Annotated in this window: 12 protein-coding genes and 1 pseudogene; 5 read left to right on the top strand and 8 right to left on the bottom strand. The window is 63.6% G+C overall.

Annotated features, from left to right (window positions below):
* Positions 1-10 precede the first annotated feature (10 nt).
* From IAU68_RS07150 to IAU68_RS07165, 4 genes are all read right to left on the bottom strand, one after another.
* On the bottom strand, positions 11-1,393 hold the full coding sequence (locus IAU68_RS07150) for a hypothetical protein (RefSeq protein WP_171192625.1): 1,383 nt from the start codon (positions 1,391-1,393) through the stop codon (positions 11-13).
* 80 nt (positions 1,394-1,473) lie between these two features.
* Positions 1,474-2,268 carry a diaminopimelate epimerase gene (gene dapF / locus IAU68_RS07155; RefSeq protein ID WP_171192626.1) on the bottom strand — a complete coding sequence of 265 codons (795 nt, stop codon included), beginning with the start codon at positions 2,266-2,268 and terminating at the stop codon, positions 1,474-1,476.
* Complete coding sequence (gene miaA / locus IAU68_RS07160; RefSeq protein ID WP_171192627.1) at positions 2,265-3,164, bottom strand: tRNA (adenosine(37)-N6)-dimethylallyltransferase MiaA; 900 nt, start codon at positions 3,162-3,164, stop codon at positions 2,265-2,267. Before miaA ends, dapF begins: the two co-directional genes overlap by 4 nt.
* The gene (locus IAU68_RS07165; RefSeq protein ID WP_171192628.1) at positions 3,161-3,727 is read right to left on the bottom strand and encodes a hypothetical protein; all 567 of its coding nucleotides are present in this window, start codon (positions 3,725-3,727) and stop codon (positions 3,161-3,163) included. The genes miaA and IAU68_RS07165 overlap by 4 nt, the downstream gene beginning before the upstream one ends.
* Positions 3,728-3,858: 131 nt before the next feature.
* Between IAU68_RS07165 and IAU68_RS07170 the strand changes: the two genes are divergently transcribed.
* Positions 3,859-5,211, top strand: a complete 1,353-nt coding sequence (locus tag IAU68_RS07170) for a DUF349 domain-containing protein (protein ID WP_171192629.1) — start codon at positions 3,859-3,861, stop codon at positions 5,209-5,211.
* Entirely contained in the window at positions 5,212-6,282 is a 1,071-nt protein-coding gene (locus tag IAU68_RS07175) for a GNAT family N-acetyltransferase (protein ID WP_171192630.1), read from the top strand.
* A gap of 141 nt (positions 6,283-6,423) precedes the next feature.
* On the opposite strand, the gene IAU68_RS07180 is transcribed toward IAU68_RS07175, so the two are convergent.
* From IAU68_RS07180 to IAU68_RS11605, 3 genes and pseudogenes are all read right to left on the bottom strand, one after another.
* The gene (locus IAU68_RS07180) at positions 6,424-7,038 is read right to left on the bottom strand and encodes an Rv2732c family membrane protein (RefSeq protein WP_171192631.1); all 615 of its coding nucleotides are present in this window, start codon (positions 7,036-7,038) and stop codon (positions 6,424-6,426) included.
* Positions 7,039-7,079: 41 nt separating this feature from the next.
* Positions 7,080-8,084: an ABC transporter permease gene (locus IAU68_RS07185; RefSeq protein ID WP_171192632.1), complete on the bottom strand. Its 1,005-nt coding sequence runs from the start codon at positions 8,082-8,084 to the stop codon at positions 7,080-7,082.
* 366 nt (positions 8,085-8,450) lie between these two features.
* Positions 8,451-8,798: pseudogene (locus IAU68_RS11605) on the bottom strand (FtsX-like permease family protein); the annotation flags it as partial.
* Here IAU68_RS11605 and IAU68_RS07190 point away from each other — a divergent pair.
* Entirely contained in the window at positions 8,784-9,332 is a 549-nt protein-coding gene (locus IAU68_RS07190; RefSeq protein ID WP_171192633.1) for a hypothetical protein, read from the top strand. The pseudogene IAU68_RS11605 and the gene IAU68_RS07190 sit on opposite strands and share 15 nt — an antisense overlap.
* Before the next feature lie 184 nt (positions 9,333-9,516).
* Here the strand turns inward: IAU68_RS07190 and IAU68_RS07195 are convergent, their stop codons facing one another.
* A complete protein-coding gene (locus IAU68_RS07195) occupies positions 9,517-10,215 on the bottom strand; it encodes an ABC transporter ATP-binding protein (protein ID WP_171192634.1) in 699 nt (232 codons plus the stop codon).
* A 254-nt stretch (positions 10,216-10,469) separates the two neighbouring features.
* Here IAU68_RS07195 and IAU68_RS07200 point away from each other — a divergent pair, with 254 nt between their 5' ends.
* Together IAU68_RS07200 and IAU68_RS07205 are read left to right on the top strand one after the other, a co-directional pair.
* Positions 10,470-11,555, top strand: coding sequence for a sensor histidine kinase (locus IAU68_RS07200; RefSeq protein WP_171192635.1), 1,086 nt, complete (start codon positions 10,470-10,472; stop codon positions 11,553-11,555).
* Positions 11,552-12,220, top strand: a complete 669-nt coding sequence (locus IAU68_RS07205; protein ID WP_171192636.1) for a response regulator transcription factor — start codon at positions 11,552-11,554, stop codon at positions 12,218-12,220. The genes IAU68_RS07200 and IAU68_RS07205 overlap by 4 nt, the downstream gene beginning before the upstream one ends.
* Positions 12,221-12,231: the final 11 nt, after the last annotated feature.

A 12,231-nucleotide genomic window follows, 5' to 3' on the forward strand; every position in this document is an offset into this window, starting at 1 on the left:
CGTTGGCGGTTTAGAACGTCACCTTGACCTCGATGGCAGGGCCGAACGCCAGCACCGCAGCGACGATCAACCCGAGTGCACCCAGCACGCCGAAGACGATGCCGACCACCTTGCCGGCCTCGCTCGAACCTTCCGGTTGCTCCTCCGGTGTTGTTGTGTCCGGTGTTGGTGTGCCCGGAGTTTCTGTGGTCTCCGTTGTTGTCGGCGTGGCCGTCGGCGTAGTGGTTACTACCGGAATCGTCGTCTCGGTGGTTGCTTTCGTGGTTACCGGCGTGGTCACGGTGGTCGGGACAGCTACCCGAGTGGTGTTTACAACGGTAGACACGGCAGTTTCCGTGGCCGTCACGGTCGCGGTGGCTGTTGCCGTTGCCGTTGCCGTAGCGGTGGCTGTCGCGGTTGCCATCGCTGTGGCGGAGGTCGTCGAGTGAGCGGTGGCGGTGGTCGTCGCCACGGCGGTAGTAGTTTCCGGCGCTCGCGACGGCGAGGCATCCACAGTGGTTGTCGTTGATGTCGTGGACGGTACGACCGTAGCCGGGCTCTTCGGCGTCTCGGCGCGGGTCGTCTTGGCCGACGGCGCGACGCTGGTTACCGTCGCCGTCTGCGCCGTCGTGGTTTGCGCCTTCGTGGTCTGCACCGGCGTGGTCGGCGTCGGCTTATTGGGTCGAGGCGAGCCGGGGAACTCGATGCGGACCGTGTCCTGAGCGTTGCATGCGTTGCGTGCGGCGGAAAGCACCGTGCTGTATTGGGAGGCTTGGGCATCGATGCGTGCGAGTTCCGGTGTGGCCTTCAGCCCTGCGCGAAGATTATCTAAGTCGCCGCTTTCATACGGCACGGCGTCGAAGATCCAGTCCAGGACGTCGTTGACCGCATCGTTCGAACCGCTTGCCTGCTCATCAGCGTAAATACGGCCCGGCGCGCCACCGTCCCAGAGGATACTTTGGGGGAACAACGCCGGGTCGTCGCGAAGCACGAGTGCGCCGAGGTAGAGCATCATGACCGAGAGCCTGCCCTGGTTGAACGCGGTGAAGCCGTTGAAGGTCAGCGCGGTCTTGAGGTGCACCACGTCGAACCCGTTCGGTTCCTCGCCGCGAAGCACTTGTTGGAACACCCGGCGGATGCGCTCGTCGCGAAGCAACTTCTCGCCCTTGTCCCGCATGCCTGGGTGCTGCTTCTCCACCACCGCGATCAGTGCTGAGGAAAGCGCAGTGGAGGCGTCGAGGGTGAAGCGCTGGATCTCCTTGTCCTCTTTACCGGTGAGCTTGACTGCGCAAACGAGCTGGCCGTCGTCGCCGAGGTGGTGGGGTGCGATATCCGCCGCCTGGACTGCTGGCGCCACCGTTGCGGCGGCGAGGGCGGCCACCGTGGCGGCGGAAGTGAACATTGTGCGGCGCATACCAAAATCCTTGGAAAGAGTTGTACGTATGTAGGTGTTTTTCGCATCTAACGTACAGACACCTCAGCAACCGCTGCACATCAGCTAGACAATTCACCTCGGAAGACGATTGTGGACGGCCCGGTCATAGTCGCTTGCCCCTCGTTGAGCTCGACTTCTACTGCCCCGCCGGGGACGTTGACGGTGACGGTTCCGTGCTCCACGCCGGCGTCGGCCAGCACAGCCTGCGCTGCTGCAACCGTGCCGGTCCCGCAGGAGCGCGTCTCGCCCACGCCGCGCTCCCAAACGCGCATGTGGGTCTGCCCATCTCGGAGCTCAGTGAGCACCTCGACGTTGGTTCCTTCCGGGAAGAACTCAGGGTCGAAGGTGGGTGCGACGAAATTCATGTCAGCCAGCCCGGCAGCGGTAAGCCCCGGTATCACGCAGGCGAGGTGAGGGTTGCCGACGTTAACGCCGAGACCCGCAAACTGGTGATCCCCCATCGAAGCGGTAGACACGCCGGTGACCTCGACCGCACCCATGCCGACGGCGACTACCGCGTCCGTGCTGTCCGCCGAGAGCACCCGGATGTGCTTGACGCCGGCGCGGGTGTCCACATAGAACTCCCGGGCGTCTTCCAACCCTTCGGCGACGAGCACGTGGGCAAACGCGCGGATGCCGTTGCCGCACATCTCGGCGACGGATCCGTCGGCGTTGCGGTAATCCATAAACCACGTCCCGTCGCGTCGCACGACCCGTAGTAGACCGTCGCCGCCGACTCCGGCACGGCGGTCGCACAGGAATGCGACTTGATCAGGTGTCACATCGTTGTGGTCGTCGACGTCGATGAGCACGACGAAGTCGTTTTCGGTGGCATGCGCTTTGATGAATTTCACGCCAGCGAGTCTAACGCGCGGCCCGGCACGTCAGGGTCCGCGGCGTCGAGCCAGGTCGTGCGCGGGTCCCGGTTGAACCAGGAGCGCTGCCGGCGCACGTAGCGACGAGTACCCGTGATCGTTTGCTCCAGCGCTTCCTGTTCGGTGAGCTCACCGTCGAGCATCGCGAGCACCTGCGCGTAGCCAATGGCGCGGCCAGCGGTGGAGTCGCGTACGAGGCCGTCGTCGACAAGCGAGCGCACCTCGTCGACAAGCCCCTGCTCGAACATGAGTCTGGTGCGCAGTTCAATGCGCGGGTTGAGCCAGTCGGCGTTGATGCGCAGTCCCAGGATGCGGGTGCCCCAGCGCGGCGGGGCGTTTTTCGGCGGCTGGGAGGCTTTAAACGGCTTGCCGGTCAGTTCGATGACTTCCAGCGCGCGCACGGTACGTCGCGGGTCTTTGTCCTCGATTATGCTGGCGGCCTCCGGATCCACCTGCTCAAGTTCGGCGTGCAGGGCGTCGACGCCGATATCAGCCAGGCGCGCCTCGTAGCGGGCGCGCACGGCGGGGTCGGTCGGTGGGAAGGACCAGGCGTCGATAAGCGACTGCACATACAGCATCGAGCCACCGACCAGCACCGGCACCTTGCCGCGCGACATGATTTCCTCAACCGTTCCCACCGCGAGCGTTTGATACTCCGCCACCGAGGCCGTCTTCGTCACGTCCCAAATGTCCAGCATGTGGTGCGGGATCCCCTCGCGCTCGTCGACCGGCAACTTCGCCGTGCCGATATCCATGCCGCGATACAACTGCATCGAATCGACATTGACCACTTCCCCATCAAAGTGGTGCGCAAGAGCGATACCCAGCGCGGACTTGCCGCTGGCGGTAGGACCTACAACTGCGATCGGGTTCATACACTCCACTCCGCCACATACCTCCCGACACCGAGCGAAGCGTCGGCGTCGATCAGCCGCGCGTTCTTGCGGTCAAGCGCCGCCAGCTCGCGCCACAACTGCGGCTCGAGCACATGCGTATCGACGACCACCGCTTCCGCCCCGCCCAGCCACCGCACAATCCCTTGATGCGTCTCCGGCGCGCCGGGCTGCAGGGCCAGCGGTGCGCGCTCGGTGAGTCCTGCAGGCCCATCCACCACGACGACGGTGACCGCATCAGCGTCCAGGTTGCCGATCTGCGGGCGCACCTCACGAACCTCCGGATCGCCGAGAGCGTATCGGCCAACGATTTCGCCAAGGTGATTGCCCGCGCGGACCGTCACCCCCGGCCCGCCCCAGGCCCGTAGCGAGCCTGCGTGGGCGGTGCGCCATTTGTTTTCGAGCGAGCACACGATGTCGATCGGGCGGCCATCTGCAGTACCGGCGAGTGACCGGGTGGCGGCAAGGAGGCGTTGCGAGGGTTCGTCGTCACGCGAAAGCGCCAGCGCAGGCGATCCCGGGATGATCCAAACGTTTCCTGTCACCCGTTCAACCCTACCCAGCGCACCCGAACACCCCCGCGGTGCCGCAACTGGCTGTACGATCGCAAGCATTGCGCAAAGGCAGCCGCGACGCGCGGCACAGTGCGGCCCAGGCCGCGGAAAGGACGACCACAATGACCGAGTCGAACTCCACCCCGAAACCGGGCAACATACCTTCTCCTGCCGCGATGGCGAAAAAGGGCCCGAAGCCGGGCCCGAAACCCGTCGCACCGACCATCACCCCGGCGCCGACACCGGCTCGCGAGAAGTCGGATCCGTCGAAGTTCGGCCGAGTCGACGACGAAGGCAACGTCTTCCTCACCCGCGGCGGCACCGAGCGCCAGATCGGCTCCTGGCAGGCAGGCACGCCTGAGGAAGGGTTGGCGCACTACGGGCAGCGTTACGACGACCTGGTCACCGAAGTCGAACTCATCGAGACGCGCCTGCGCGCCCACCCGGAGGATGCCGACGCGATTCGTAAATCGGCCGAAGCGCTGAAGGCGTCGCTTGACGACGCCGCCGTAATCGGCGACATCGACGCCGTCGAGTCCCGCCTCGATGCCGTCATCGCCGCCTCCGCCGACGCCCGAGAGCAGGCAAAGGAGCAAAAGGCGGAGCGTCGAAAGGCAGCCATCGCCCGGAAAGAGGCCCTCGCTGCCGAGGCCGAGGACCTGGCGGAAAACTCGACCGAGTGGAAGCGCGCAGGCGACCGCATCCGCGAGATCCTCGAGGAGTGGCGCGGCATCCGCGGCATCGACCGCGCGACCGACGACCAGCTCTGGAAGCGCTACTCCCGCGCCCGCGACAGCTTCAACCGCCGCCGTGGCTCCCACTTCGCCGAACTGGACCGCAACCGCGCCCAAGCCAAGAAGATCAAAGAGGAGCTGGTCGAGCGCGCCGAGGCGATTCAAGACTCCACCGAGTGGGGCGAGACCGCCCGCGCCTACCGCGACCTGATGACCGAGTGGAAGGCCGCCGGTCGCGCCCCACGCGAGGTGGACGACAAGCTCTGGGAGCGCTTCCGCGCCGCCCAGGACCACTTCTTCGAGGCACGCAACGCAGTCAACGCCGAACGCGACCGCGAGTTCGAGGCCAACGCGGAAGCCAAGGACGCACTACTCGCCGAGTACGACGCCCTGATCGACCCGTCCAAGGGGCTTGGCGGCGCGAAGGCGAAGTTGCGCGAACTGCAGGACAAGTGGGACGAGATCGGCTATGTGCCACGCGGCCGCGTGCGCGAGTACGAGGACAAGATCGGCCGCATTGAAAAGCGCGTGTCGGACGCCGAGGATTCCCGCTGGCGCAAGTCTGACCCGGCCCAGCAGGACAAGGTCAACCAGTTCCAGGTCAAGGCGGACGACTTCGAGCGCCAGGCCCAGGATGCCGAGGCGAAGGGCGACTCCGCTAAGGCGGCGACGCTGCGCGAGCAGGCGAAGCAGTGGCAGGAGTTTGCCGACGTCGCCGCGAAGGCCGTGAACGAGGACTAATTGCTTCACGCCCAACAGTTTGTCCCCCGCCCTGGCTCGTCGGAGGCAGTGGTCGGGGGATACGCCTTTTCCGCCACCCTTGCCATCCAGGACATCACGGGGCTTGCCACCTCCGGGGTGTCCGCCTCGCACATCGCGAAGCGGCTCGAACCGTCTACCGAGTCCGAAGCGATCCTGTTCGCGCTCACGTCCGAGCAGCCGCTGCGCCCCGTGACCGATTTGGGCTACCGCGAACTTTTCGACGACGACCTCGACCACACCGAAGCATGGCTCTTTGTCTCCCTGCCGCTGCTAGAAGACCGCCAGGTGATCGAGGCGAACTTCACCTTCGACTCCGAGATCGCGCCGCTTCCCGGCGAGCCCGTCCCCACCGAACCGTGGGTGGCGGCACTGTCGCTTCTCGACGACCTGTCGACCCGCTTGGGCCGCCCCATCTGCCAACTCTGGGTGACGCACTCCCCCGGCGACGACACCCCGCCGGGCGTGGTCGAGGCCGGCTACACCGCCGCATTCCGGGAAGACCAAGCGACCTTCGAGATCGCGGGTTTGGATTCACTTCCTGCACTCGCACCCGCCGAGTTTGCGGTGATTGAGGGGCCCGGCTTTTTCTCGCGCCGCAAAGCCGGACCGCAGGAAGTGGAGCAGTTCTCTAGCCTGCTCACCGCGGCCTCTCGCGACTATCCGCGCGGCGAATTGATCATGGACACCATCGACTGGGACCTTGCGCGCATCCGCGACGCCGGTGCGCGTCTCAAGGATCGCGGCGGGGCGCAGCTGACCGGGCTCGCCTACGTCGACGGTGTCATCGTCGGCTTATGTGAAGTCGTGCGCTTCCATGCCGACGACGCATCCGTGTGCGAACTTGGGTTGGTCTACGTACTCCCCGAGCACCGCGGTCGCGGCATCGGCGCTGCCATGCTGCGCGCATCGCTTTCGCGCGCGAAGGAAGTCTGGGAGGACCTGGAAACCGCCTACTGCTCCTACCCCGCCGACTCCCCCGCGGCGAACGCCATCATGCGGGGGCTGGACGCGGAGGTGGTTTCTTCCACCACCGCGTGGCAGAAACGGTAGGCAACGCGCTCACCTGGTAAATGCCGATATCGGCGTTTGCAAGGTGAGCTGCCACAAAAGCCCAGGTCGCGGATTGGCGGTCGCGCTAAACGCCGATATCGGCTTTTGCGGGCTGGGTGCCCCGCCCCGAGCTTCTACGCGTTAGTCCAAGGATTTGCGGTGTCGCTCTGCTGCGCGGGCACGGCGGTCGTCGATAAGCAGAGGGTTTTCCTGCTCCCTGGTCGCGGCGCGCTGCGCCAGCGCCACCTCATCCTTGCCTTGTGCCTCGGCGCGCTGCTTAGCGGCGGCCGCCTGCTCCTCGTTGCGCGACAGAATCAGAGGGAACACCGTGAACACCACGATCACTGCCGCGAGCAGGACCAGGTAGTAGCCGGGGCCACGGCTGATGCCGGAGGCGTTGGAGTTGCGCAGCCAGATGCCAAGCACGGAGTAGACCAGCGAGACAGTGGTGACCATCCACGCTGGTACTGCGAGTGCGAAGCGCTGCGTGGCAACGGCAAGTGTGGTCAGGACACCGACGCCGATAAGCGAGATCCACGCGAAGACGTACTCCGTGATCGCAGTTTGGGCGTCCCTCGCCGCGTCAGTGGCGGCGAGCACCTGCCACAGCGACGCCCCGCCGACGAACGGCAGGAACAGCGCCACCAAATAGATGGCTAACGCGGCGGCGAGCACCCAGCGTTTCGCGCCCATGTCCACGGTGGATGCGGCGTTCTTCTCCGCGCGGGCAAGGGATTCGGTGTTGGGCTGCGTCATGACAGTCACTGTAGCCCTTAGTGCCTGCTATTGATTAGCAGCTACTGCGCGAGCGCCGCAGCCGGCGGAATAGCCGCGGCCCGGCGCGCCGGTAGCACTGCTCCAATCGCCGAAGCAGCGAGCAAGCCCACCACCAGTGCGGCGAACGAAGCCCACGGGATCGCTGTCACAACATGGAGCTTCTCGCCTCCTAGTAGCGCATTCGCCCCAGTAACGCCGAAGAGCACTCCGAATACCACGCCAATGAGTCCAGCAGCGAGAGCGAGCAGCAACGTCTCAGTCAGAACCATCCCTGTAATTTGGGTGCGCCGGGCTCCAAGGGCACGAAGCAGACCTATTTCTCGATAGCGCTCGGTAACTGAAAGCGCAACGGTGTTGGATAGTCCCACTACTGCAATGACCAGCGCAACAGCGAGAAACGCGAGTCCGAGCGCAACGAATCGTGTGAGTTCCGCATCCGCCTCGAGGCGTTGGACGGCCGGGCTGTTCAGCGTTGCCACACCGGGTAGCTCGCCAATCGCATCCGCCGCGTCAAGTGGGTCAGCTCCGGGCACCCCCTTCACCCACACGTTGGGCGTAGACACCGCGAATCGTGCAAGATCCGATTGGTGCACGATGCCCATCAGAGGCGCGCCTTCGATAACCGTGATGTCGAAGGGGTGTGCATTGCCAGACTGACGGAGGGTGACGGTGACTAGCCCTGACCCCGCAGTGGTCTCCGGTGTGGGTGGCAAAATGATCGTCCCTGGCTCGGGTTCAGGGATGATCGCGTCGGTGCGAAGCACGCTACCTAGCTGCGGGGTCCACGCTGCCACGGTCATCGGACCGTCACTATCCGGCGATGCAGCGAACTCCGCGTCAAGCACGACGTCTGACACGACGGCAGTATTTGCAACCTGGGGAAGCTGACTCACGCGGTTGCCTAGCTCCACAGGGTTGTCCGTGTCTCCGGCTGGAGTGACAATGATGTCGGTTGGTGTCGCAGCCTCGACAATTTCGCCCAACGTGGCCTGGGCCGTAGCGCTTCCGGAGAGCAACGCTGCCATTAATGTCGCCCCTAGCCACACTGCCGCTGCGGTGGCGTCAGATCGCCCGGGGTGGCGCCGCAGCTGCTCGCTGGCAAGCGCCGCGTGCGCTCCCCCTCGAGCAATTGCTATCCGGCCGAAACCCAGTGCCGTACTCGTAAAGATTTGCGCTCCAGGGCTCAACAAGCCGGCACATGCGAGGAGCGCTCCTGTGATCACCAGGGCCAGCGACTGAGTGGCCCCGCCGGTGACGGTCACAGCTATCCCGGTGAAGACGAGCAACACCGCTAACACCGTGCGCGAACCACCCCCACCACGAGAACCGCCAGATGTCCGGACTGCTGGCTCCGTAAGACGAAGGGCTTCGACTGGCGCGACACGAGTTGCCCGTCGAGCCGGCCTCACAGACGACAACACGCTAGGAAAAACTCCAGCAGCCAATCCAAGCGCGATCAGCCGCATCCAGAATCCCGCATCTGCTGACGCGGCAGGCATCCCCTTCAGCGCCAAAACCCCGGCAACCACGCCAAGTGCGATTCCGCCCGCCGCACCAAGTGCGCCGGCGACAGCGGCGCTGGCAATTACCGACGTAAACACCTGGCTTCGCAAAGCACCTATGCTCCGCAGTAGCGCAATCTCCCTCGTACGGCGTGCAAGCTGAAGTCTGTAGTTGTTACCAACCACCACGAGCGCAGCAAGTAAGGCGACAGCGGCAAGCAGATGCAGCGCGAGCATTACAGTTTGTGTGCCAGCTTCGTACTTCGACGCGTTCGCAGCAACGTATTCGCTGCTGCTCTCGACTCGCGCGGTAGTGCCAAATTGAGCAACTTTCTCGGCAACCTGTGCCCGAACATCGTCGACGCTGCCGCTTGCATGAACAAATGCCGCGTTGCTTCCCGCGATCCCCAACAGCCGCTGAGCGGCACTGCGCGAACACAGAAGCGTGGGCAGGGACGGCTCCATCGCCGCGCCGGGGTCAGCCTCCGCGGTGCCGACAACGACAATGGTTTCGGAACCGCCCCCGTTATTCTTGAGGTTGATCTCGGCGCCGGGCAGATAACGCATCGGCTTTCCTGGGGTTTCCACAATGACCGACTCTTTGTCACTGGTGGGCATACGCCCCGCAGTGAGGCGAAACAACGTGTCGTCGAGAAGCGATTGCACTCCGATGGCTGCGCCTATTTCATCGTCGACCACCGCGATACCGGCAGTCTGTTCTTCGACCTTCTCTACTCCTGGCACTGCCCTGATCCCTCCAACGAGATCTGAGGGCAATGCCGAGTCAGCACCGGTGAGTGTGACAATGAGGTCAGCGTCGCCGGTTGCGGTGCGCACGGCTCGCTCGAGATCTCCGCGTACACCTGCTTGGAGGAAAACGGTAAATGTCACGAGCGCTGTAGCAAACAGGGCAGCGATTAAGTTCGCTGGCGAAGTGCGAGAGATACGGAGCACGCTAATTCACCGGCCTGACGACAGTGTCGTTGGCAATACTGCCATCGCGAAGCTCCACGATTCGATCAGCCCATTCGGCTACGGCTGCGTCATGGGTGACCAATACGAGAGTTTGGTTGAGCTCATCCGTGAGGTGCCTTAAGAACCGGATGAGGCTCGCACTCGTAGCTTGGTCAAGCGCGCCGGTGGGTTCATCAGCAAAGATGATGTCCGGCTGAGTAATCAGCGCGCGGGCGACAGCAACACGTTGTTGCTGTCCTCCGGAAAGCTCTGTCGGTTTGTGAGTGAGGCGGTCCTGCAAGCCCAGGATCGCCACAATGTGATCGAACCAATCCGGATCCGCCAAGCGTTTGGCCATTTTCAATGGCAAGACAATGTTGTCTCGCGCGGTGAGCGTAGGAATCAGGTTGAACGCCTGAAAAATGAACCCAATCCGGTCACGTCTAGTGATGGTGAGCTTGTCGTCGCTCATCGCGGTGAGCTCGTCGCCGTCCAGTACGACCCGTCCCGCGTCCACGGTGTCCAGACCCGCAGCGCACTGTAGAAGCGTGGATTTGCCGGAACCGGAAGGGCCCATAATTGCGAGGAATTGCCCACGAGGAACATCCAAACTCACCCGATCAAGCGCTCGAACCGCGCCCGCACCCGTGCCGTAGGTTTTCTCTACTGCGTGGATGTGCAGCAAGGGAGAAGGTGTCATGGGGACAGTGTCCCCGACGCCGACGCGCCCCCACATCGGCCTGCAGTACACAAATTCCATCTACTGCAGGAGGATGTATTGCGTACCAACGACGGAGGACAATACAGAACATGGTTGAGGATCTCGCCAAACGCGTCAAAGCCCACCCAATGGTGTGGGGCTGCATAGTTGCGACGCTTTCCCTCCCGTTACTCACGATCGGAGCACTATCCCGGTACCCGCTCCCCGACGAGTGGCCTAATCTTTTTCTAGCAATGGCGTTCACCCTGCCCCTGGTATTCCTGTTCGCCATGCCGGAACTCACCGTGATACTCAGCGTCCCCGCGCTCGTGGGCCAGGTGTTTCTGGGCCGGCTCGCGGAGGCCGCGGATCTCACCTCCGGCAACGTCGTCCCGCTCGTCGGACTGTGCGCCATCGCTATTCGTCGAGAATCGAAGACCACACGCTGGTGGACTGTGGCATCAGTGCTCGCGATGACCGTCCACACATGGTTCCGGTGGAACAGTTCGACACTTCGGCCAGCACGCACGCTCGTCGATTGGGTTCTCGATCCGATCCCGGTGCTGTTCGTTTCCGCGATCCCGGTGATCGGTGCCGTGTTGATTGGTGTGGTTGTCCGCATGCATCGAGAGCGCACAACCATGCTCGCCGTCCAAGCAGCGCAAACCGAACGCGACCATCGCCTCACCACTCAACTCGCCGTAGAACAGGAACGATCGCGCATCGCAGCAGACCTCCACGACATACTCGCCCACTCCCTGTCAGTCATCGCAGTACAGACGGATGCTGCGGCACATGTGCTCAAACAGTCTCGCAACTCGCCATCCGATGCCTTTGATGCAATCAGTGCCGCACACGCGGCCGCTGTGCAGGCTCTGCAGGACACCCGCAACCTGGTTCGTGCAGTCGGTTCTGAGACCGAAGGCCACGCCCCACAGCCCACGCTGGGGCAACTTGCTGACCTGGTGCGATCGTGCGACCCCACGGGTAAGCGCTTCGAGCTTGTCGGTACCGACGACCTCTCAACAGCCCCGCTGTCGCCCTCTGCCCAGGTCGCGTTGTACCGCATCGTGCAAGAGTCACTCACAAATGTCATGCGCCACGCCGGTGAAGGGGCCCAAGCGCGCGTAGCCGTCACCGAAGTGGGTGAGCACTTCCGCGTCGAAATCGTCGATAGTGGCACTTCCCTCCAAACCGACGACTCCCGCGGCAATGGAATTGCGAACATGACCCAGCGAGCTCGAAGCGTGGGAGGGAAGCTTGTTGCGGGCCCACGGGCCGAGGGAGGCTTCTCTGTGGTCGCACAGGTGCCGATTGCAACCCAGGAGGTCAAGGCATGATTCGCGTCTTGCTTGTCGACGACCAAGAATTGGTACGAACCGGCTTTCGCTTAGTGCTTAGCACCGCGCCGGATATCGAGGTGGTCGGCGAGGCTGCAAACGGCAACGAAGCACTCGAACTGCTCGAGAGCGGGTTGGCCGTGGACGTGTGTTGCATGGATATACGCATGCCGCACATGGACGGGATTGGAGCGACGCAAAAAATCACCGTAGCTGGCTACCCCACCCGCGTGATTGCTCTAACCACCTTCGATCTGGATGAATACGCCTATGAAGCACTCGCTGCAGGCGCATCAGGGTTCATGCTCAAGGACTGCGGTGCAACCGATCTCATATCGGGGATTAGGACCGTTGCCACTGGCAACGCGATGCTTGCCCCTTCGACCACTGCACGGGTGATCGATCGATTCCGCCCCCATATGGCCGCACCGAGTCCTTCCGCGCTAGCGGCCAAACTCGCAGAAGAACTCTCACCCCGCGAGCTCGAGGTGCTCACTGCCATCGCGCGGGGACAAAGCAACCAAGAAATCGCCGCATCACTGCACATGGCGGAAACAACCGTGAAAAGCCATGTCGGTCGCCTCCTGAGCAAGCTCAACGCGAGGGATAGGGTTCACCTCGTCATCATTGCGTACGATGCCGGTCTAGCCACTCCGCGGCAGTGAACCGAGGAGGC

The organism is Corynebacterium lujinxingii, from assembly GCF_014490555.1.
Lineage (GTDB): Bacteria > Actinomycetota > Actinomycetes > Mycobacteriales > Mycobacteriaceae > Corynebacterium > Corynebacterium lujinxingii.

Excerpts from the sequence above, each read along its gene's own strand:
- IAU68_RS07170 (WP_171192629.1), top strand. The coding sequence starts at position 3,859 with ATGACCGAGTCGAACTCCACCCCGAAACCGGGCAACATACCTTCTCCT.
- IAU68_RS07180 (WP_171192631.1), bottom strand. The coding sequence starts at position 7,038 with ATGACGCAGCCCAACACCGAATCCCTTGCCCGCGCGGAGAAGAACGCC.
- IAU68_RS07200 (WP_171192635.1), top strand. The coding sequence starts at position 10,470 with ATGGCGTTCACCCTGCCCCTGGTATTCCTGTTCGCCATGCCGGAACTC.
- IAU68_RS07185 (WP_171192632.1), bottom strand. The coding sequence starts at position 8,084 with ATGGCAGCGTTGCTCTCCGGAAGCGCTACGGCCCAGGCCACGTTGGGC.
- IAU68_RS07190 (WP_171192633.1), top strand. The coding sequence starts at position 8,784 with ATGCAGCGCGAGCATTACAGTTTGTGTGCCAGCTTCGTACTTCGACGC.
- IAU68_RS07195 (WP_171192634.1), bottom strand. The coding sequence starts at position 10,215 with ATGACACCTTCTCCCTTGCTGCACATCCACGCAGTAGAGAAAACCTAC.
- miaA (WP_171192627.1), bottom strand. The coding sequence starts at position 3,164 with ATGAACCCGATCGCAGTTGTAGGTCCTACCGCCAGCGGCAAGTCCGCG.
- IAU68_RS07205 (WP_171192636.1), top strand. The coding sequence starts at position 11,552 with ATGATTCGCGTCTTGCTTGTCGACGACCAAGAATTGGTACGAACCGGC.
- IAU68_RS07150 (WP_171192625.1), bottom strand. The coding sequence starts at position 1,393 with ATGCGCCGCACAATGTTCACTTCCGCCGCCACGGTGGCCGCCCTCGCC.